At 74.4% G+C, this 20,994-nt stretch carries 17 protein-coding genes; 11 read left to right on the top strand and 6 right to left on the bottom strand.

The window, feature by feature from the left end:
- Nucleotides 1–766 precede the first annotated feature (766 nt).
- The 6 genes from J2S46_RS25805 to J2S46_RS25830 all read left to right on the top strand — a co-directional run bounded on the left by J2S46_RS25805 (nucleotide 767) and on the right by J2S46_RS25830 (nucleotide 7,530).
- On the top strand, nucleotides 767–1,933 hold the full coding sequence (locus J2S46_RS25805) for an LLM class flavin-dependent oxidoreductase (RefSeq protein WP_191289478.1): 1,167 nt from the start codon (nucleotides 767–769) through the stop codon (nucleotides 1,931–1,933).
- Nucleotides 1,934–2,060: 127 nt separating this feature from the next.
- The gene (locus J2S46_RS25810; RefSeq protein WP_191289479.1) at nucleotides 2,061–3,008 is read left to right on the top strand and encodes an ABC transporter substrate-binding protein; all 948 of its coding nucleotides are present in this window, start codon (nucleotides 2,061–2,063) and stop codon (nucleotides 3,006–3,008) included.
- A gap of 310 nt (nucleotides 3,009–3,318) precedes the next feature.
- The gene (locus tag J2S46_RS25815; protein WP_229912625.1) at nucleotides 3,319–4,248 is read left to right on the top strand and encodes an amino acid ABC transporter permease; all 930 of its coding nucleotides are present in this window, start codon (nucleotides 3,319–3,321) and stop codon (nucleotides 4,246–4,248) included.
- Nucleotides 4,245–5,021: an amino acid ABC transporter ATP-binding protein gene (locus tag J2S46_RS25820; protein ID WP_307351315.1), complete on the top strand. Its 777-nt coding sequence runs from the start codon at nucleotides 4,245–4,247 to the stop codon at nucleotides 5,019–5,021. Before J2S46_RS25815 ends, J2S46_RS25820 begins: the two co-directional genes overlap by 4 nt.
- A 109-nt stretch (nucleotides 5,022–5,130) precedes the next feature.
- On the top strand, nucleotides 5,131–6,120 hold the full coding sequence (locus J2S46_RS25825; protein ID WP_191289481.1) for an ABC transporter substrate-binding protein: 990 nt from the start codon (nucleotides 5,131–5,133) through the stop codon (nucleotides 6,118–6,120).
- A gap of 144 nt (nucleotides 6,121–6,264) precedes the next feature.
- Nucleotides 6,265–7,530: a serine/threonine-protein kinase gene (locus tag J2S46_RS25830; protein WP_191289482.1), complete on the top strand. Its 1,266-nt coding sequence runs from the start codon at nucleotides 6,265–6,267 to the stop codon at nucleotides 7,528–7,530.
- 46 nt (nucleotides 7,531–7,576) lie between these two features.
- On the opposite strand, the gene J2S46_RS25835 is transcribed toward J2S46_RS25830, so the two are convergent.
- The 5 genes from J2S46_RS25835 to J2S46_RS25855 form a co-directional block, all read right to left on the bottom strand.
- Nucleotides 7,577–8,422: an STM4011 family radical SAM protein gene (locus J2S46_RS25835; protein WP_191289599.1), complete on the bottom strand. Its 846-nt coding sequence runs from the start codon at nucleotides 8,420–8,422 to the stop codon at nucleotides 7,577–7,579.
- Nucleotides 8,423–8,508: 86 nt separating this feature from the next.
- Nucleotides 8,509–9,858 (bottom strand): STM4012 family radical SAM protein, encoded by a 1,350-nt coding sequence (locus tag J2S46_RS25840; RefSeq protein ID WP_191289483.1) that lies wholly within the window; start codon nucleotides 9,856–9,858, stop codon nucleotides 8,509–8,511.
- The gene (locus tag J2S46_RS25845) at nucleotides 9,855–10,769 is read right to left on the bottom strand and encodes an STM4013/SEN3800 family hydrolase (protein ID WP_191289600.1); all 915 of its coding nucleotides are present in this window, start codon (nucleotides 10,767–10,769) and stop codon (nucleotides 9,855–9,857) included. The genes J2S46_RS25840 and J2S46_RS25845 overlap by 4 nt, the downstream gene beginning before the upstream one ends.
- A gap of 47 nt (nucleotides 10,770–10,816) precedes the next feature.
- Nucleotides 10,817–12,103, bottom strand: a complete 1,287-nt coding sequence (locus J2S46_RS25850) for an STM4014 family protein (RefSeq protein ID WP_191289484.1) — start codon at nucleotides 12,101–12,103, stop codon at nucleotides 10,817–10,819.
- A 40-nt stretch (nucleotides 12,104–12,143) separates the two neighbouring features.
- A complete protein-coding gene (locus tag J2S46_RS25855; RefSeq protein ID WP_191289485.1) occupies nucleotides 12,144–13,106 on the bottom strand; it encodes an STM4015 family protein in 963 nt (320 codons plus the stop codon).
- Nucleotides 13,107–13,267: 161 nt separating this feature from the next.
- Between J2S46_RS25855 and J2S46_RS25860 the strand changes: the two genes are divergently transcribed.
- The 3 genes from J2S46_RS25860 to J2S46_RS25870 all read left to right on the top strand — a co-directional run bounded on the left by J2S46_RS25860 (nucleotide 13,268) and on the right by J2S46_RS25870 (nucleotide 16,015).
- The gene (locus tag J2S46_RS25860; protein ID WP_191289486.1) at nucleotides 13,268–13,594 is read left to right on the top strand and encodes a DUF8820 family protein; all 327 of its coding nucleotides are present in this window, start codon (nucleotides 13,268–13,270) and stop codon (nucleotides 13,592–13,594) included.
- A 55-nt stretch (nucleotides 13,595–13,649) separates the two neighbouring features.
- Entirely contained in the window at nucleotides 13,650–14,891 is a 1,242-nt protein-coding gene (locus J2S46_RS25865; protein ID WP_229912607.1) for a DUF6745 domain-containing protein, read from the top strand.
- 272 nt (nucleotides 14,892–15,163) lie between these two features.
- Complete coding sequence (locus J2S46_RS25870; RefSeq protein ID WP_191289487.1) at nucleotides 15,164–16,015, top strand: fumarylacetoacetate hydrolase family protein; 852 nt, start codon at nucleotides 15,164–15,166, stop codon at nucleotides 16,013–16,015.
- 188 nt (nucleotides 16,016–16,203) lie between these two features.
- Here the strand turns inward: J2S46_RS25870 and J2S46_RS25875 are convergent, their stop codons facing one another.
- Nucleotides 16,204–16,986: a TetR/AcrR family transcriptional regulator gene (locus J2S46_RS25875; protein ID WP_191289488.1), complete on the bottom strand. Its 783-nt coding sequence runs from the start codon at nucleotides 16,984–16,986 to the stop codon at nucleotides 16,204–16,206.
- A gap of 163 nt (nucleotides 16,987–17,149) precedes the next feature.
- Here J2S46_RS25875 and J2S46_RS25880 point away from each other — a divergent pair, with 163 nt between their 5' ends.
- The gene (locus J2S46_RS25880) at nucleotides 17,150–18,862 is read left to right on the top strand and encodes a DUF885 domain-containing protein (RefSeq protein ID WP_191289489.1); all 1,713 of its coding nucleotides are present in this window, start codon (nucleotides 17,150–17,152) and stop codon (nucleotides 18,860–18,862) included.
- 254 nt (nucleotides 18,863–19,116) lie between these two features.
- Nucleotides 19,117–20,778 (top strand): MFS transporter, encoded by a 1,662-nt coding sequence (locus tag J2S46_RS25885; RefSeq protein ID WP_229912608.1) that lies wholly within the window; start codon nucleotides 19,117–19,119, stop codon nucleotides 20,776–20,778.
- The last annotated feature ends 216 nt before the right edge of the window (nucleotides 20,779–20,994 follow it).

Raw genomic sequence — 20,994 nt, forward strand, 5'->3', positions numbered from 1 at the left:
GCCGGCGTGCACTCACTCCGCCTGAATCGTACGTGTGCACGATCGGTCCGTGTCAAGGGCGATGTCATGGCGCTGCGTCAGAACCGATACGGCGTCGGTGTGTTGGCCCTGAACTCCGGCCGGGCCGGGTGCGCCCGCAGCGGAGGGCCGCCCGATGGCCGCCCGAGATCCGCCCGAGTTCCGGCGGCGCCGCGGCCCGGGTGGCCCCTGGAGCGGGGAATGGACAGTGGTTGACGAAGTCCACCATTCACTGCTCAACTTGCCCCATGTACGCCGAGCAGCCCCTGGTCACCCGCGACCACATCGACTTCGGTCGGGTGTGGTCCGCGGCGTGTCGCGGCTGACCCGGCAGCGGGCCCTCTGACCGGCCCTTCTCCCTCTTCGGAGACCCCTCCCTCGGTGCCCCGACGCGGGCCGGGAAGCCGTCCGTAGCCGACGGCCACAAGGCGCACGCTGCCGCCTTCCTCACTCCAGCCCCACCCCGTCACGCGTTGCCGCCTCCTTCCCGCAGGCCGTCCCGTCCGACCTCCGCCGCACGTGCGCCAAGGGGCCCCGCCTCGGGCCGCTCCCGCCCTGCCACCGCTCCCCGATCCGCTCCCGCCTGCCCGAACGCGCCGCCCGCCCGGCCGCGCGGTGCCCCGCCGTACCCGGATCCGGCCGCCCGGACCCGTCCGCACCGATCGCGAACCCCCTTGCGAGCCAAGGGCGATGGGGTTTCGCGCCGTCCCACCGCGGCCACCCCCGCAGAGAACGAAAGGTCAGCACCATGCCCGTCGAATTCCTCGGTATCGCCGCCACCGGAGACGGTTCGGAGACCACGCCCCGGACCACCGCCGCCTTCGACCGCGACTACACCCTGCGCCTGGCCCGGGCCCACGAGGACCACGGCTGGGACCGCGTCCTGTTCGCCTACGCCGCCGGCGCCCCGGACCCGGCGCCCGCCGCCGCGTACATCGCCGCCAGGCTCGACCGGCTGCAGATCCTGCTCGCCCACCGGCCGAACGTCTCCTACCCGACCTTCGCCGCCAAGACCTTCGCCACCCTCGACCGGATCAGCGACGGCCGGCTCACCGTGCACTTCATCACCGGCGGCAACGACCACGAGCAGCAGCGCGAGGGCGACTTCCTGACCAAGGACCAGCGCTACGACCGGACCCGCGAGTACATCCGGATCGTCAAGCGGGCCTGGACCAGCCAGGAGGCCTTCGACCACGAGGGCGAGTACTACCGCTTCAACGACTTCGTCTCCGACGTCTTCCCCGTCCAGTCGCCGCGCCCGAACGTCTCCTTCGGCGGCAGTTCGCCCGCCGCCTACGCGGCCGGCGGGGCCGAGGCGGACATCTACTGCCTCTGGGGCGAGCCGCTGGCGCAGACCGCCGAGCAGATCGAGACGGTGCGCGCCGCCGCCCGCGCCGCCGGGCGCACCGACCAGCCGCGGATCCAGGTCGCGTTCCGGCCGATCATCGCGCCGACCGAGGAGCTCGCCTGGGAGAAGGCCTACCGGACGGTCGACGCCATCCAGGAGCGCCGGCGCTCCGGCGCGTTCGTCCGCCGGCAGCCGGCCGGTGCCGCCGGCAGCGCCCCGGCGCCGGAGAACACCGGCTCCCAGCGGCTGCTCGCGATCGCCGAGGCCGGCGAGCGCTACGACCGCGCCCTGTGGACGCCGACCGCCGCCGCCACCGGCGGGGCGGGCAACTCCAACGCGCTGGTCGGCACCCCGGAGACGGTCGCGCAGGCCCTGCTCGACTACTACGACCTGGGCGTGGACATCCTCTCCGCGCGCGGCTACGCCCTGCTCGACGACGCCGTCGACTTCGGCCGGTACGTCATCCCGATCGTGCGCGAGGAGGTGGCCAAGCGCGACGCCGAGAAGGCCGCCCGGCAGGCCCGCGCCGAGCGGGACCGGCACCAGCTGATCGCGGTCCAGGCGTGACCACCGCCGCCGGCCGCCGCGGGGGCGGCCGCGGCAGCGCTCCCCGCCCGCAGGCCCACCGAGCCCCGCACCCGCTCCGCCCGACTCCCCTCCTGATGTCCGGACTTCACCGAAAGGCGCCATCCCTGTGAGAGCCACCAACCGCCGACGCGGCCTGCTCGCCGCCACCGCCCTGCTCCCGGTGCTGGCCCTGAGCGCCTGCGGGTCCGACCCGGCCGCCCCGGCGAAGCCGGCCGCCGCGGCCGCCGGGATCGCGCCCGACCAGGACGTCGTCTCCGCGGTGGCCAAGGTCGACAGCATCGCCGCGCTGCTGCCGGAGGAGGTCCGCAAGGCGGGCAGCGTGAAGGTCGGCAGTGCGATCGGCACGCCGCCGACCGCCTACTACCCGGACCAGGCGACCAAGAAGCCGGCCGGCATCGACATCGACTTCACCGACGCCGTCGGCAAGGTGCTCGGGGTCGCGGTCGAGCGCGAGGACGCGAAGTTCGAGACCATCCTGCCCGCCCTGGACAGCGGCAAGTACGACTTCGGCACCGGCAACTTCGGCGTCACCACGGCCCGGCTGAAGACCATCGACTTCGTCACCTACATCGACGACGGCCAGGGCTTCGCGGTCAAGAAGGACAACACCACCGTCCAGGCGGTGACCGAGGTCGGCCAGCTCTGCGGCCTGACCGTCGGGGTCGGCGCCGGCACCACCTTCGAGACCACGCTCAACAGCAAGAAGAACGTCTGCGCCGACGCGGGGAAGAAGCCGTACGAGGTGAAGGCCTTCTCCGACAACGGCGCCATCCTCACGGGCCTGCAGCAGGGCCGGATCGACATCGTGATGTCGACCATCAACGGCCTGCGCTACCAGGCCGCCCAGGAGAGCGCCGGGACGAAGTTCCTCGGCGAGTTCCACCGGCTGGACGTCGGGTTCGCCTTCAAGAAGGGCTCCGCGCTGACGCCCGCCTTCCAGGGCGCCGTCAACCAGCTGATCAAGGACGGCACGTACGACCGGATCCTGAAGAAGTGGGGAGTCGCCGACTCCGCGATCAAGGAATCCCTGATCAGCCCGCCCGAGCACCCGTGATCCCGTGTCAGCGCTTCGGAGGAATCCCCCCATGACCGCCACCACCGGCACCGCGTCCGGCCCCGGCACGGCCGAGGACCCGGGCGCGCCCGCGGACCCGGCCGTGTCCGCAGGGCGCGGTACGCCCGCAGCACCTGGAAGACCCGTGAGCCCCGGGCCGTCGCCCGAGCACGCCGATGCCCATGCCGACGCCGATGCCGATGCCGATCCCCGTGTCGACGCGGTCGGCGCCGGCCCCGTGCCCGTCCTCGTCCGCAAGGAGTCGCCCGCCGAGGAGTCGCCCACCGGGTCGCCGGACGACCCGGAGAACCTGCCGATCGTCCCGGCCCGCCACCCCTGGCGCTGGGCGGCCGGCGTCCTCGCCGTCGTCGTGCTGGCCCAGTTCGCCCACGGCCTGGCCACCAACCCCGGCTGGGACTGGCCCACCTTCCGGGCCTTCTTCAGCACCACGACGATCCTGCGCTCCGTCTGGATCACCCTCCAACTGACCTTCTACGGAACGGCCCTGGGCTTCCTGCTGGGCGCGGGGGTGGCCGCCCTGCGGCTCTCCCGGAGCCCGATCCTGCAGACCATCGGCTGGGCCTACATCTGGGCCTTCCGGTCCATCCCGCTGATCGTCCAGCTGGTCTTCTGGTTCAACCTCTCCTACCTCTACAAGCGCCTCGGGGTGGGCATCCCGTTCGGGCCGACGGTGTGGTCCTTCGACACCATCGGCGTCCTCGGCGCGATGGGCGCCGCCGTGCTCGGCCTCGCCCTGCACCAGGCCGCCTACGCCGCCGAGATCATCCGCGGCGGCATCATCGCCGTGGACGCCGGCCAGCTGGAGGCCGCGTCCGCGCTGGGCATCCCCCGGCTCCGGCAGGCCTGGCGGATCGTCCTTCCGCAGGCCATGCGGGGGATCCTGCCGGCCGCCGCCAACGAGGTCATCTCGCTGTTCAAGGGCACCTCCATCGTCTACGTGATGGCGATCGGCGAACTCTTCTACCAGGTCCAGGTGATCTACGGCCGGACCGGCCGGGTGGTGCCGCTGCTGATGGTCGCCACCGTCTGGTACATCCTGCTGACCACCCTGCTCTCGATGGGCCAGTACTACGTCGAGCGCTACTTCGCCCGGGGCGCGCAGCGCACCCCGCCGCCCACCCCGCTGCAGCGGGCCCGCGGCTTCGTCCGGAACATCCAGGCCACCCGGCGCACCCCGCCGGCCGGCCGCACCGCACCGTCCATCGGAGGCCGCCCATGACCACGACCACCAGCGACGCCATGGTGCAGATCCGGGGCGTGCACAAGCGCTTCGGCGCCCTGGAGGTGCTGCGCGGCGTCGACCTGGTCGTCCCCGCCGGCTCGGTGACGGTGGTGCTCGGGCCGTCCGGTTCGGGCAAGTCCACCCTGCTGCGCGCCATCAACCACCTGGAGAAGGTCGACCGCGGCTTCGTGGCGATCGACGGGGAGCTGATCGGCTACCGGCGCTCGGGCGGCAAGCTGCACGAGCTGAAGGAGCGCGAGGTGCTGCGTCAGCGCACCGGCATCGGCTTCGTGTTCCAGAACTTCAACCTCTTCCCGCACCTGACGGTGCTGGAGAACATCGTCGAGGCGCCGGTGAGCGCGCGGCGGCAGCCGAAGGCCGAGGCCCGCCGGGCCGCGCTGGCGCTGCTCGCCCGGGTGGGCCTGTCGGACAAGGCGGACGCCTACCCGCGCCAGCTGTCCGGCGGCCAGCAGCAGCGGGTGGCGATCGCCCGGGCGCTCGCGCTGGAGCCGAAGGTGCTGCTGTTCGACGAGCCGACCTCGGCGCTGGACCCGGAGCTGGTCGGCGAGGTGCTCGACGTGATCAAGGACCTGGCGCGCACCGGCACCACCATGATCGTGGTGACGCACGAGATCGGCTTCGCCCGCGAGGTCGCCGACACGGTGGTCTTCATGGACGGCGGGCTGGTCGTCGAGCAGGGCCCGCCCGCCGCGGTGCTGGACGACCCGCAGCACGAGCGCACCCGCGCCTTCCTCTCCAAGGTCCTGTAGGGCCGGTCCGGGGCCTGCCGGGCAGGCCCCGGCGCCCCGGCCCACGCCTGCGAAGTCCCGGCCCCGACCCCCGCGCCTCAAGATCCCTGCCCTCGTAAGGAGTTCCGCCATGTCCCTACCCCGTCGCGCCCTGCTGGCCGCCGCCCCGCTCGCCGCCCTGCTCGCCCTGACGACCGCCTGCGGCAGCTCCCCGGACGCGGCCGCGGACCTCGCCGCGCCCAAGGGGACGTCCGCCCCGAACGGTGTCGCGGTGAACCTCACGCCGGAGCAGAACCGGGTCACCACGCCGAAGGTGGACGCCATCGCGGCGCTCGTCCCGGAAGAGATCAGAAAGAAAGGCACCCTGACGGTCGTCGAAGCGCTGGTCACCGTGCCGCCGCTGGCCTTCTACGCCAACGACGACAAGACCGTCATCGGCGTCGAGCCCGACATCGCCTCCTTGGTCGGCAACGTGCTCGGCCTCAAGGTCGAGTTCGCCCCCGTCTCCTGGGAGAACATCTTCGTCGGCCTGGACAGCGGCAAGTACGACGTCGGGCTCAGCAACATCACCGTCACCGAGGCGCGCAAGGAGAAGTACGACTTCGCCACCTACCGGCTGGACATCCTCGGCTTCGAGGCCAAGAAGGGCGGCAGCTGGAAGGTCACCGGGCCCAAGGACGTGGCTGGCCACACCATCGCCGTCAGCTCCGGCACCAACCAGGAGAAGCTGCTGGTCTCCTGGAACGAGGCGAACGTCAAGGCCGGGCTCAAGCCGGTGGACATCAAGTACTACCAGAACTCCACGGACTACTACCTGGCACTGTCCTCCGGCCGGATCGACGCCTACCTCGGCCCCAACCCGACCGCGGCCTTCCACGCCGTCCAGACCGGGGAGACCGAGGTGATCGGCACCTACTCGGGTGGCGGGGCCGATGTCCTCGGCAAGATCGCGGCGACCACCAAGAAGGACAACGGGCTGGTGAAGGCCCTCAACCAGGCGCTGGACGAGATCATCAAGAACGGCACCTACGGGCAGGCGCTGAAGCGCTGGGGCCTGGAGAACGAGGGGGTGAAGGCCTCCGAGATCAACCCGCCCGGGCTGCCCAAGGTCGCCCCCTAGGCCGGGAGGGAGGGGCCGGCCGGGCGCGCGAGCGCGAGCGCGCGCCCGGGGTCGGGCGGCGGGTCGCGACCCGTCCGCCGTCCGCCGGGCCGCCCCCGGCGCTATCGTGAAACTCGTTCGAATCGGGCGGAGTCGGGGGCGGTCATGCAGGTCGGGGACGTACTGGACAGTCGCTACCGAATGGTGCGCAGGATCGGCCGGGGCGGCTTCGGGGTGGTCTGGGAGGCCTTCGACGCCAAGGTCGGACGCCCGGTCGCGGTGAAGGTGATCGCCGAGGAGAACGCCGCCGACGAGCGGGAGGTGCGGCGCTTCGTCGCCGAGGCCCGTACGGTCGGCAACCTCCCGCACCCGCACATCGTGACCCTGTACGACCTGGGGGAGGTCCGCGACGGCGGCTTCGCCACCCACTACCTGGTGATGGAGCTGGTGCGGGGCCGCTCGCTGGCGGAGGTGCTGAAGGACGGCGTGCCGGAGCGGGGGCTCGCCCTGCGCTGGGCCGGCCAGGTCTGCGGCGCGCTGGACGCGGCCCACCGCGCGGGCGTGGTGCACCGCGACATCAAGCCCGAGAACATCATGATCACCGTGGACGACGAGGCCAAGGTCCTGGACTTCGGCATCGCCCGCCTGGAGACCCAGGCCGCCGGCCTCACCAGCACCGGCAGCGTGATTGGCAGCCCGCACTACCTCTCGCCCGAGCGGTGGTCCGGCGGGGCGGTGGACGGCCGCGCCGACCTCTACGCGCTCGGCTGCGTGCTCTACCAGCTCTGCTCCGGCGAGAAGCCCTTCCGGGCCGACAACGCCGTCACCCTGATGTACCAGCACCTCAACGAGACGCCCGCCGCCCCGCCCGGCGCCGACCCCGAACTCTCGGCGCTGATCCTCCAGTTGCTCGCCAAGGACCCGGCGGACCGGCCGGCCGACGCGGCCGAGGTCCGCCGCCGGCTGGTGGCGGTCGAGGCCGGGCCGGTGCCGCCCGCCGCTCCGGCCGGCCCGAGCCCGGAGGAGCTGCGCGAGCGGGCCGACCAGGCCTGGGCTCGCGGCACCGACGGGAACGCCGTCGAGGCCGTCCAGCTGCTGCGCCAGGTGCTGCCCGAGTTCGCCAGGGTCTGCGGCCCGGCCGATCCGCGCACCCTGCGGACCTGCCACGACCTGGCGCTCTGGCTCGCCCGCTCCGGTGAACTGCTGCTCGCCGTCGACCTGTTGCGCGAGCTGGCGGCCCCGCCGGCCGGCGCGCCCGGGGCCGGCGCGGCCGGTGCGGACGCCCGCGCCGACGCCGCCCGTGACCTGGCCCGATGGGAGCGCGAACTCGCCCGCCGCGGCCCGGTCGGCGGCCCGGCGGCCGGCGGCGCCCTGTCGCTCGGTACCGTCCTGCTCGGCGGCGCGCCGCCCCGCGGCCCCCGGCAGCGCTGACCCGCCGCCGCCCGGCCGCCGCCTCGCCGGCCGCCGGGCCGCCGCCTCACCGGTCGTGCGGGATCCGCTCCAGCACGCCCTCGCCGAAGACCTCGTACAGCGGCAGCGTCTCCAGGTGGACGTACCCGATGTGGCAGTCGCAGAAGGCCAGTTCGCAGGGACGCGGGCCGAGCGCGGCGCGGTACGAGCCGTCGTACAGGTTGCCCAGCTCGGTGCGGACGAAGTGGCAGCGCCGGACCGTGCCCGCACCGTCCACCGAGATCACCGTGCGGCCCGTCCGGCAGGGGCGCCCCGCGCTCGGGTGCGGGGTCCGGCTGTACGCGAAGAGCGGGTCGAGGTCGGTCCAGCTGGCCGCCTCCGGGTCGGTGTACGTGCGCCCCTCGGCGGCGTTCACCCACAGGTAGACCTCGGGCGGCAGCTCCGCGCGCAGCCGGCGGGCCGGCTCCAGGTGCTCGGGTTCGCCCACCACGCCCACGCTGTACCGCACGCCCAGCGCGGTGAGCTCCCGGCACTTCGCCAGGAACCGTTCGTGGGTGACCTCGCCCGGGTGGTAGGTCGCCCAGAGGGCGAGGGTGGCGAGGTCGGCGTCGGCCAGCCAGTCGGTGCGGAAGCTGAGGTTGGTCTGGATCGCCACCCGGCGCACGTGCGGCAGCCGGCTCAGCCGGGCCAGCGTCTCCCGGTACCAGGAGCGGACCAGGCCCTCGCCCCACGGCGTGAACAGCAGCGAAAGGGTGTCGCCGCGCTGCCCGGTGACCCAGCCGGCGAACCGGTCCAGCGCGGCCCGGTCGGCGCGCAACTGGTCGGGGGTGTCCCGCCGCTTGCCGAACGGGCAGTACGGGCAGTCGTAGTCGCAGGAGGCCAGCGGGCCCCGGTACAGGATCGTCAGGTCCAGGGGCGCGGACGCGGAAGGGCCGGGTGCGCTCCGGTCGGCCGGCGGGTGGAACGCGGGCATGCCCAGGTCGGCGGGCCGGCGGGCGCTCACTTCGCCTCGTAGGCGGCCATCAGGGCACGCACGGCGGGGGAGAAGAGGTCCGGTCCGACGGCGTCCGAGTGGGCCAGGCCCTCGGGGGTGAGCAGGAGCCGGCCGGGGGCGTCGGCGAGCCGGCCGGCCGCCCGCAGCGCGGCCAGCTCGGCGGCGAAGTCGTCCGCCGCGGCCGTGCCGAACCGCCGCCGGTAGTCGGCGAGGTCCAGCCCGTCGGCCTGCAGCAGGGACTGCACCAGGTGGCGCCGGCGGGCCTCCCCGGCGTCCATCCGGTGCCCGTACTCGGCGTGCCCGAAGTCGGTGGTGGAGACGTACTCGTCGATGATCGAGCGGACCTGGGTGGCGTCCACCGCGTAGTCGAAGGAGTAGTGCAGGCCGGCGGTGTACGAGCGGGAGCCGCAGCCCAGGCCCACCATGCCGTCGCTCTGGCAGCTGTACTCGTCGGTGCCGGCCTGCGGCGAGCCCGCCCGGCGGAACATCCGCATCGAGACCTGCTGGTAGCCGTGCGCGAGCAGGTGGTCCCGGCCCGCGCGGTAGAGCGTGAGGCGCTGCTCGTCCCAGGCCCGCGAGTCGTGCTCGCCGGCCCGGCGGCCGAGGCCGGTCAGCGGGCGCACGTACAGCGGGTAGAGGTACAGCTCCTCGGGCTGCCAGGCGAGGGCGGCGTCCAGCGAGCGCAGCCAGCTGGCCGGGGTCTGCCCCTCGATCCCGTAGATCAGGTCGATGTTGAGGACGGGGAAGCCGGCGGCGCGGATCCGGCCGAGCGCCGCCTCGACCGCGGCGCGCTTCTGCGGGCGGACGGCCGACTTCGCTTCCTCGTCCAGGAAGGACTGCACGCCCAGGCTGAGCCGGGTGGTGCCGCGGTCGGCGAGCACCTCCAGCCGGTCGGCGGTGGCGGTGTCCGGCGAGGCCTCCACCGAGAGCGGGATCGCCCGCAGGTCGGCGCCCATCCGCCGCTCGGCGATGTCGCACAGGCGCTCCAGCTCGGCGGCGCTCAGGTACGTCGGGGTGCCGCCGCCGAAGGCCGCCAGGGCGAACCGGGCGCCCTCGTCCAGGGCTCCGCGCACTGCCTCGGCCTGCCGCTCCAGCGCGTCCAGGTAGGCGGTGGTCAGGCCGTCGGGGCTGCCGATCCGGGTGAACAGGTTGCAGAAGCCGCAGCGCACCTCGCAGAACGGGATGTGCAGGTAGAGCGAGAGCGCGTGCTGCGGCTCGCCCGCCCAGAGTTCGCGCAGCGCGGGGCGGTCCGGCAGCCGGCGGTAGGCCGTCTTGTGCGGGTAGGCGTAGACGTAGCTGCGGTACGGGGAGTCCGCCGACGGGGCGCCGGTCAGCAGCGGCAGGGTGGTGGTCATCGGGGCTGCGTCTCCTGGGCGGGGCCGGGAAGGTGCCGGTCGGGGGGTGCGTCGGGGCCGGACAGGGCAAGGGTGGGGGCTGCGTCGGGGGCGGCCGGCTCCTCGGCCGGGCCGGGCAGGACGAAGTGCGCGTACGGGACCGTCCAGACCACCTCGTGGCCGATCCGGTGCCCGGTGTAGCCGTCCTCGCCGTACGCCGTGCCGTGGTCGGAGCAGACGACGGCGAAGCACGGCCGGCGCCGGCTCATGGCGGCGAACAGCCGCCCGATGTGCCGGTCGACGTACTCCAGTGCGGCCGCGTGGCTGGCCCGGCTGTCGCCGTGCTCCCGGGTGGCGCCGGGCAGGTGGAACCAGTTCGGCTGGTGCAGAGCGGCCACGTTGAGGAAGAGGAAGAGCGGCTGCCCGGCGGGCTGCCCGGCCGCGACCTCCTCGGCGCGGGCCACCTGCGCCTCGAAGGAGACCGGCGAGGGGACGCCGAACTCGGGCTCCCAGTGGCTCTCCTGGAACATCCCCGGCAGTACCGAGCCGAGCGGGCCCTGCTTGTTGAAGAAGCCGACGCCGCCGATGCAGACCGTCCGGTACCCGGCCGCCGCCAGGGCGGAGGGCAGGTCCGGGGTGTCGAAGACCCAGGTGCGCGGTTCGGTGGTCTCGGAGCCCGCGAAGCGGGCGGCGAACAGTCGCGGGTGCGGGCCGTCCGGGCGCGCCGGGGTCGGCAGGAACCCCGCCAGGATGGCCTGGTGGGCGGCGTAGGTGAAGCTGCCGGGGGAGTGCCGGCGCTCCCAGCGGCCGCCGGGCAGGACGGCCGCCAGGTGCGGGATGCGGCCGGCCTCGGCGAGCTCGCGGGCGACGTCGAACCGGAGCGTGTCGAGGGTGACCAGCAGCAGGTCGTGACTGCCGACGATCTCGTTCATGTCGGGTGCCGGGGGCACGGCGGGGGCCGGGGAGGGGACGGGGTCGCTCACGGGGTGGCTCCATGGCCTGCGGACGGGACGGCGGTACGGGGTGGGGCGGCGGCGGGGGAGGGCCCGGCGCCGCCTCCCGGGCCCGGGAGGTCAGCGCCCGGCAGGTCAGCGCCCGGCAGGTCAGTGCCCGGCAGGTCAGTGTTCGGGAGCGCAGTGCCTCCCGCGAGCACGGCGGCGAGCTGGGCCGCGTAGGTGTCGAGCCCTTCGGCGGGGCCGCCGGGCAGGCCGGTGAGACCGGGCAGCAGGTCGCCGAAAGCGTTCACCTCGCCGACCAGGTAGCGCCGCCAGTCGGCACCGGGCAGCACGTCCACGCCGGCGGCCGGGGAGCCGGGGAAGCAGGCGGCCGCGCGCTCGGCGGTCTCCAGCAGTGTGGCCCAGTGCGGTCCGGCCGCCTCGCGGAGCAGTTCGGTGTCGCCCCGGGCGCCGCCGAGATGGAGGTTGGTCATCGGGCCGGTGCTGGTGCGCACCACCAGGTGGGTGGCCCGGCCGGCGATCACCACCACCCGCAGGTCGGCCGCCCGGCCACCCTGGGCGGACTTCGGGATCCACCGCTCCACGTGCAGGCCGTCCGGCGCCAGCCGGTCCACGATCGCCGCGATCGCGTCCTCCTGCTGGTACCGGCGCACCCGCAGGGAGTTGTGCAGCTCGCCGTCCCGCCAGGAGACCGAGGTGGTGGCCGAGAGCCGCCCGCGCGGGCCGAACTCCAGGGCCAGCACCCCGGAGGCGGAGGAGCCGTGGGCGGGTTTGACGAAGACCCGGCGCAGTCCCGCCGCGGCCAGCCGCCCCTTCAGGTCCGCCCAGTCGGCGACGGGCCCCGGCGACTGGTCGAGGGCGGGCGGGACGGGCACGCCCGCGCCGGCCAGCAGCCGGTGGGTGCGGCGTTTGTCGAACATCACCGCGATCTCGGCCGGGTCGGCCAGCAGCCGCGCCCCGGGGGCGGCCCGGACCGCCCCGGCCACCCCCGCCAGCGCGGCGGTGAACCCGGCGTACCAGGCGGCCGTGCCCTCCACCCTGGTCGGCGCGTACCCGGGGCCCAGCGCGGCGCCGCGCAGCAGCCGGTCGACCGTCTCGTCCTCGCCGGGCGAGTCCACCCGCAGCAGCGTGCCCGGCTCGATCCGGTACCCGCCGCGCAGCACCCGGGACCAGGGCAGCACGGCGGGCTCGGGCAGCCCGGCGGCCCGGACGGCGGCGGCGAACAGCGTCACCCGCCGGTGGCCGGGGTTGCCCAGCACGGTGAGCCGCGGGGCGGTCGGGTCGGTGGCCGGGGCCGGGGCCGGTGTCATGGGCGGGGGCCGTCCGTCGGTCCTCCGGTGGGCTGCCGGGTCACTCGCCGTTGGCGACGTACGGCCGGTCGTCGTCGAGGTTCTGGGTCTGGGAGAGGTCCAGCGCCGTGCCGGCCGCGCCCAGGGTGTCCTGCAGGCGCTGCCGCATCTCCTCGGAGAGGTAGTGGTGGTGCAGGTCGAGGGCGGCGAGGTGGGTGAGCGGCTGGCCGGCCAGCAGGGCCGCCGCGCCCTGGTCGCTCAGGGTGCCGAGGGCCAGGCTGAGCGTCGACAGCTGGGCCACCACCGGTGCGCCGGCCAGGGCTGCGGCCAACTGGTCGCTGAGGTCGCTGTTCTCCAGCCCGAGGTGGCGCAGGGCGGGCAGGCCGGAGCCGTCGAGCAGCGGCGCGAGGTCGTCGAGGGTGGTGTCCGCGCCGTACCACTCGGTGCCGAGCCAGAGTTCGAGCCGCTCCAGGACGGGCAGCTCGCAGGCGGCGATCGCCCGGGAGACCGTGCCGGAGAGGCCGCCGGACTCGAAGCGCAGGGTGCGCAGGTGCTCGTGCCGCAGCGGCCGCAGGTACGGCGGCGGGACCTCGCCGTACGTCGAGTACGCGCCGCGGACGACCAGCTCCTCCAGCCGCGGGTAGGTCTCCAGCAGCGGGGTGAGGTCGGCCGGCTGGATCCAGGAGATCTCGTTCTCCTCGTACGTCACCTCGCCGAGGAACAGGGCCCGCAGCGCGGGCAGCCGCCCGGCGCTGCGCACGATCAGCGCCAGCGGCTCGGTGAGCGGGTCCATGCCGTCGTCCCCCCACCAGGAGCCGATCACCACGGCCCGAACGGCGGTGCTGTCGACGGCGCCGAGGAAGGTCTCCCACAGCTGCTCGAAGCTCTCGTCCGCGTCGTAGTCCAGGTGGAGGCGCCAGGCGACCTCCCCGGCGGCGGGCAGCGGCTTGCCGTCGGCGAGCGCGGCCTCCACGTTGAACACGGGCAGGCCGTGGAATTCCTCGATGTGCCGGCCGATCGCCATGGCGCGTCTCCTCGGGCTGGAAGGGGGCTGACCCCTGTCTACCAGGTGCCGCCGACAGCCCTTCCGGGCGGTCCGCCCGGGCGGCCCCCGGGGCCCGTTGTCGTACCCCGCCCGTAGCGTCTGCCGTGTCGTCAAGAAGGCAGCGAGTGCGGGGAGGCGCCGTGTACCGGCAGGGTGATGTGCTGATCGTTCCGGTGGAGGAGGCGGCCGTCCCGCAGCGGGTGGCCGGCCTGCCCGGGCAGCCGCGCGACGCCCGCGGCCGGCTGGTGCTGGCGCTGGGCGAGGTGACCGGCCACGCGCACGCGGTGGTCGGCCCCGGTGAACTCCGCCGGGAGCCCGGCCCGTTCGCCACCGCCTGGCTGCACCTCACGGAGGGCGGCCGGGTGGTGCACGAGGAGCACGCCGTGATCCCGCTCCCCAAGGGCTGGTACCGGGTGGTGCGCCAGCGCGAGTACCTGCCGGGCGCCGTCCGCGTCGTGGCCGACTGAGAGCGGCCGCGCAGCAGCCGCCCACCCCCAGGACGCAGGAATCAGGAGCAGGACGATGACCCAGCAGACCGAACGGCCCGGCCGGGCCCCCGCGACCGCGCCGGCCGACCCCGCCCGGGTGGCCGCCTACTGGCGCCGCGCCGCCGTCGCCACCGCGCCGGCCGCCGACGCCCCGCGCGAGCGGGCGGCGGCCGAGCAGGCGGTCCGGGCGGCCTACCGGGCCGCCGGGCTCGCCGAACCGACGGCCGTGGTGCGGCTGGACTCGCCGCTCCAGGCGCTCGCCGCCGCGCTGATCCTCGGCGGCGGCGCGCAGGCCGTGCTGGCCGGGCCCGGCGCCGCGCAGGCCGCTGCGGTCCTCGCGGCCGCCGGACGGCGGCTGGCCGACGCCGGGGTGGCGGCCGAGCCGGGCGCGGCCGGGCCGAGCGTGCGCGAGCCGGTCCGCACGGCGCCCTGGGAGCGGTCCCGCCGGCTGGTGCGCGAGCGGCTCGGCGGGGCCGGCTGGGCCGGACTCTGGGCGCTGACCGGCGGCGAGCTGTGGCCGCAGACCCAGGCCCTGACCGGGCGGATCGAGGGCGTGCTGACCGACCGGCTGGCCCCCGAGGCCGAGGCGGAGGCCGACGGCACGGTACGGGTGCGGGCCACCGCGGCCGTCCGCGCCGTCCGGTCGGCGCTGCTGGACGCGGTGCTCGGGCAGCACGACGCCCCCTGGCTGGCAGTCTTCGACGCGGCCGGCCCCGGCTTCGAGGGGGACCTCGCCGGGCTGGCGGGCCTCGCCGCCGTCGCCCGGCACGCCGGCTGGTGGTGGCCGTACGAGCGGGTCGCCCTGGTCGCCGCCCGCCCGACCACGCTGCACCGGGACGAGGCCGGCCGGCTGGACCGCGCGGACGGCCCCGCGCTGGCCTACCCCGACGGGTTCGCCCTGCACGCCTGGCGCGGCATGCCGGTGCCCGAGGACTTCCTGGCCGGGCTGGACGGCCTGACCACCGAGCGGATCCGCGAGGAGGAGAACGCCGAGCTGCGCCGCGTCATGCTGGAGCACTACGGCTACGACCGCTACCTCGCCGACTCCGGCGCCGAGCCGCTGCACCGCGACGAGACCGGCGTGCTCTGGCGGATCCAGCTGCCGGACGACGAGCCGGTGGTGATGGTCGAGGTGGTCAACTCGACGGCAGAGCCGGATGGCACCTTCCGGACGTACTGGCTGCGGGTGCCGCCGGCCACCCGGACGGCGCGGGCCGGCGTGGCCTGGACCTTCGGCGTCCCCGAGCAGGACTACCTCCCCGAGCGGGAGACCTGAGCCCGCCATCGGCCCCGACGGGGTGCACGTGCGCCCGGCCGCCACGGACGCCGCGAGGGCCCGCCGCGCCGGCCGCGCAAGGCCGGCCGGGGCTTGTCAACCGTACGGGCGACCTATTCGGGGGTCCGGGCACTTGGAGGAATTGATAGGAATTCGCCGACCCGGGCAGTCTGGTTCGCAGGTGGCAGCGGTTGATATACCTCGGATGCATAGACCGGGTGCGCTGTGCGGCCTGCCCGGTGAGATGCGATGAACCAGGTGGTGACGGTCATATGAAGCTCCTCCGTGTCGGCCTCCCCGGCGCTGAGCGCCCGGTCGTACTGGGCCAGGACGGCACCGCGTACGACCTCTCGGGCCGGACGCCCGACATCGACGGCGCCTTCCTCGCCGGGCTGGACCCGGCCGAGCTGGCCCGCGCGGTGGCGGGCGGCGCGCTGCCGGTGACCGACATCGCCGGGCAGCGGGTCGGCGCGCCGGTGGTACGCCCGGGCAAGGTCGTCGGCATCGGCCTGAACTACCGCGACCACGCCGCCGAGGCGGGGGCGCAGATCCCCACCGAGCCGGTGGTGTTCCTCAAGCCGAGCAACACCGTGGTCGGCGCCTACGACGAGGTGCTGGTGCCGCGGGGCAGCGAGAAGACCGACTACGAGGCCGAGCTGGCCATCGTGATCGGCCGGACCGCCCGCTACCTGGAGACCCACCAGGACGCGGCGGCGGTCGTCGCCGGCTACACGGTGGCCAACGACGTCACCGAGCGGGCCTTCCAGTTCGAGCGCGGCGGCCAGTGGGACAAGGGCAAGTCGGCGGAGACCTTCACGCCGCTCGGGCCCTGGCTGGTGACCGCCGACGAGGTGGCGGACCCGCAGCGGCTGCCGGTCCGGACCTGGGTCAACGGCGACCTGCGGCAGAACGGCTCCACCGCCGAGATGATCTTCCCGGTGCTGGAGATCGTCCGCTACCTCACCCACTTCATGGTGCTGGAGCCCGGCGACGTGATCGTCACCGGCACCCCGGCCGGCGTCACGCTCGGGCACCCGGGGACGCCGTTCCTGCAGCCCGGCGACGTGATCGAGATCGAGATCGACGGTCTCGGCCGCCAGCGGCAGGTCCTCGGCAAGGCCTGACCACCGGGCCCGGCACTGCGACCCCGACCCCGGGCACGGGGGTCGGGGCCCCTCGGACCAGCCCGCCGCCGCTCGTCGCCCGCCTTCTGACGTCCGCCGCCGTTCGCCCTGTGATGCCGGACGCCCGATGCCCGCCGCCCGAAGCCCGCCGCCCGAAGCCCGCCGCCCGAAACCCGGCGCCCGACTTCTCAGCGCGAAGCCGTCCCGGCCCGCTCCGCCGTCCCGTTCCGCGCCGTCATCAGCTCCCGCAACTGCCCGGCCAGCGCCGCCGCCGGCCCGTCCGGCCGCTCCAGCGCCAGCAGCCCGCCCAGCACCTGCGCGGTCTGCGGATCGTGCAGGGCCGAGGCCGCGCCCATCGCCACGAACTGGTCCACCAGCCAGTCGCGCAGCTCCGCCGGCGGGATCTGCCGGCCCTCGTCCAGCCAGGTCAGCGAGGCGCCCTCGACCACCGAGATCCAGGACCGGACCAGCATCGTCACCCGCGGGCCGGCCTGCCGCACGCCCAGGTGCCGCAGCGTCCGGCGCAGCGCCGTCCGCCGGACCTCGTCGACGATCGCCGAGGTCCGCGTCGTCTCCACCACCGAACCGCCGCGCAGCAGCGCCCCGTAGCCGGCGTGGTGCTCGGCGACGAAGTCGAAGTAGTGGTCCAGCACGGTGGCCAGCTGCTGGGTCGGGGTGCCCTCCTTGGGCACCTTGAAGCGGCTGATCAGCTCCTCCGCGGCACTGCGCAGCGCCGCCTCGTACAACTGCTGCTTGCCGCCGGCGAAGTAGCGGTAGACCAGCGGGCGCGAGGCGCCGGCGGCCTCGGCGACGTCGTCGAGGGTGACCTCCTCGGGCGGCCGGGAGGCGAACAGCTCCAGGGCGACGGCGATGAGTTGCTCGCGTCGCTGCTGCACCGGCAGCCGCCGGTATCCGGCGCGCCGGGGGCGGGCCTCGGCGGAGGACGGGTCTGGCGCTGAGCTGGCTTCCATGGCCGCCAGCGTAGTGGGGGACCGTCCGATCCGACCCGGTGCGCGGGGCCCGGTTCCGGCATCCCGGCACCCGGGGCCCGTACCCGTGCCGAGTTGTGCTCCGGGGCGCCGGACGATGCCCCGGGAGGGTTGCATTCGGCCCCGGACGCGACAGGATGTCCAGATGGTTGAAGAACTGATCAACTCTCACGAAGGCGGCACCACCCCCCGCCGCATCGCGGACTCCTATGTCCAGGCCCTCGCCGAGCTCGACCCGCTGACCGCGGTCTATCTCGGCCTCAACCCCGACGACGACAGGCTGCCGGACCTCTCCCCGGCCGGCGACCGCGAGATCGCCGAACTCGGCCGTCGCACCCTGGCCCGACTCGACGCCGCGGAGGCCGCCGGTGCCTCCCGGGACGAGGCCGAGCGCCGCTGCGCCCGGCTGCTGCGCGAGCGGCTGACGGCCGAACTCGCCGTCCACGAGGCGGGCGAGAACCTGCGCGCGGTGCGCAACCTCGGCTCGCCGGTGCACAACGTGCGGGAGGTCTTCACGTTGATGGCCACCGCCACCGCGCAGGACTGGGAACTGGTCGGCCGCCGGCTGGCCCGGGTGCCGGTGGCGCTCGCCCAGTACCGGGAGACCCTGGAGGAGGGCGTCGCCCGCGGTCTCCTCTCGGGCCCGCGCCAGGTCACCACGGTGGTCGGCCAGTTCGGCGAATGGCTGGACCCGGCGACCCCCGGCGGCTGGTTCGGCGAGTTCGTGCAGGCGGCCCCGGAGGAGCAGCGGGCCACCCTGACCGGGATCGCGGTGGCGGCGGCCGACGCGCTGGCGACGCTGCGCGACTGGCTGCGCGACGTCTACGGCCCGGCCGCGGCCGCGGCGCCGGACACCGTCGGCCGCGAGCGGTACGCCCGCTGGGTCCGCTACTGGACCGGCTCCGACCTCGACCTGGACGAGGCGTACGGCTGGGCGTGGCAGCAGTTCCACGAGCTGGCGGCCCAGATGCGGGTCGAGGCGGAGAAGGTACGGCCCGGTTCGACGCCGATGCAGGCGATGAAGTGGCTGGAGACCGACGGCCCGTCGATCAAGGGCGAGGAGGCGGCCCGCGAGTACCTCCAGGGGCTGATGGACCAGGCGATCGCCGACCTCCAGGGCACCCACTTCGACCTGGCCGAGCCGGTCACCCGGGTCGAGTCCCGGCTGGCCCCGGCCGGCAGCGCCGCCGCGCCGTACTACACCGCGCCGTCGCTGGACTTCACCCGGCCGGGCCGGACCTGGCTGCCGACGCTGGGCCGGGAGGCCTTCCCGGTCTGGGACCTGGTCTCCACCTGGTACCACGAGGGCGTGCCGGGCCACCACCTGCAGCTCGCGCAGTGGAACTACGTCGCCGACCGGCTCTCGACCTACCAGGTGAGCCTGGGCGGGGTGAGCGCCAACCTGGAGGGCTGGGCGCTGTACGCCGAGCGCCTGATGGACGAGCTCGGCTACCTGACCGACCCCGGTCACCGGCTGGGCTACCTCAACGCCCAGATGATGCGGGCGCTGCGGGTGATCGTCGACATCGGCATGCACGTCGGCCTCGACTTCCCGGCCGACTCGCCGTACAAGCCGGGCGAGCCGGTGCTGCCGGACGACGCCCGGGAGTTCTTCGGGCAGTACTGCGGGCTGCCGGCCGAGTTCCTGGACAGCGAGCTGGTCCGCTACCTGGGCCTGCCGGGCCAGGCCATCGGCTACAAGCTCGGCGAGCGGGCCTGGCTGAGCGGGCGCGCGGCGGCGAAGGCGGCGCACGAGGCGCGCGGCGAGGCCTTCGACCTCAAGGCCTGGCACATGGCGGCACTCTCGCAGGGCTCGCTGGGCCTGGACGACCTGGTGGCCGAACTCACCGCGCTGTAGCCGGTGCCGGCCGGTGGGAGCCCTGCCGGGGCTCCCACCGGGGGCGGCCCCCGGTCGTACGTCCCTGGTCCCGGGGGCTCGGTCCCGGGGCCGGGCCGGCGACCGGTCCCGGAGACGGGGGTGGTTTAAGCGAACTGGGTCTTAAGTCCCATTTCGGAACATTTGGTCACATTTTTCCTTGCCAATCGGCCGTCCGAGAGTTTGCCTGGAAGACGACTGCGTGTCCTCTCCGAACCCTCCGGAAGGCTCTCCCAGTGTCTTCGCAACCTCCCCCCGGCGGTCGTACGGCGGACTCCCGCCGCTGGTGGGCGCTGGCCGTGATAGCCATCGCCCAGCTGATGATCGTCCTCGACATCACCATCGTGAACATCGCGCTCCCGTCGGCCCAGACCGACCTGGGCATCAGCGACGCGGACCGCCAGTGGGTCATCACGGCCTACACCCTGGCCTTCGGCGGGCTCCTGCTGCTCGGCGGCCGGCTCGGCGACCTCTTCGGCCGAAAACGGGTCTTCGTGATCGGCCTGCTGGGCTTCGCGGCGGCCTCCGCGCTCGGCGGCGGCGCCCAGGGTCCGACCATGCTCTTCGCGGCCCGCGCCCTCCAGGGCGCCTTCGGCGCACTGCTCGCGCCGTCCGCGCTGGGCCTGCTCTCGACCACCTTCTCCGATCCCAAGGAACGCAGTACGGCCTTCGGCATCTTCGGTGCCATCGCCGGCGGCGGCGCCGCGATCGGCCTGATCTCCGGCGGCCTGCTGACCGAGTACCTGAACTGGCGCTGGTGCCTGTTCGTCAACACCCCGATCGCCATCGTCACCGCGATCGCCGCCTTCTACCTCCTCGTCCCCGACCACATCGCCAAGGGCCGCCGGGTGAAGCTGGACCTGCCGGGCGCCTTCCTGGGCTGCGGCGGCCTGCTCGCCATCGTGTACGGCACCTCCGAGGCCGTGAACCGCGGCTGGGGCGACTGGCTGGTGCTCGGCTCGCTGTGCCTGGGCGTCCTGATGCTGCTGGTCTTCGTCCTGGTGGAGAAGCGCAACCCGCACGCACTGCTGCCGCTGCACATCGTGGCCGAGCGAAACCGTGGCGGCGGGGCCCTGTCGGTGGGCCTGGCCATGATCGGCATGTTCGGCGTGTTCCTGTTCCTCACCTACTACCTCCAGATCATCAAGGGGTACTCGCCGGTGATGACCGGCGTCGCGTTCCTGCCGATGACCGGAGCGATCGTGCTCAGCTCGACCGGCATCGCCGCGCGGCTGATGACCAGGGTGCCGTCGCGCAACCTGATCGCCACCGGCCTGCTGCTGGCCGCCGGCGGTCTGGCCGTGCTGACCCAGATCACCGTCACCAGTGCCTACGTGGCCACCGTGCTGCCGGGCGAGCTGCTGCTCGGCTTCGGCATGGGCATGGTGTTCATGCCCTCGATGAGCCTCGCGACCCTGAACGTCGCACCCCGCGAGACGGGTGCGGCGGCGGCCACCATCAACTCGGCCCAGCAGGTGGGCGGCTCCTTCGGTACGGCGCTGCTGAACACCATCGCGGCGAGCGTCACCGCGACCTACCTCGCCTCCCGGGTCGCCACCGACCCGCTGGTCCAGGCCCAGGGCGCGGTGCACGGCTACGCCGTGGCCACCACGGTCGCGATGGTCATCCTGCTGGCGGCCGCCCTGATCGCGTTCCTGATGATCAACCACCGGCCGGCGCCGGGCGAGGCCACCGGCGGCGCACCCGCCGGGCCGGGGGCCGAGGCGGACGCCGGGGCGGCGGCCGGCCGGCAGCCGCAGCCGGACCCGCACGTCGCCCGGGCGGCGAACCCGGAGGCGGCCCGGTCGCGCGCGGACGCGCCGGCGGCCGACTCCCCGGCGGCGGGCTCCCGACGGCCCGACACCCTGAACCCCGACCCGCTCAGATCGGAATCCTGAGATCCGGACCGACCGGCCGAGGCCTGCGGGCCCGGGGCGCGAGCCCCGGGCCCGCTCGGTGTCCGGGCGCACTCCGTGCCCCCGCCGCCCGCCCGCACTGCTCGCAGGAGATCGCTTGAAAGTTGCAGAAAGATATTGCATGCACCTCGCCCGGCTGCTTGACTCCAGCTGCGGATCAGCCGCGTGCTCCGGCGGAGCACCCAGCCAACAGCCGAA

This window comes from Kitasatospora herbaricolor, assembly GCF_030813695.1.
GTDB classification, from domain to species: domain Bacteria; phylum Actinomycetota; class Actinomycetes; order Streptomycetales; family Streptomycetaceae; genus Kitasatospora; species Kitasatospora herbaricolor.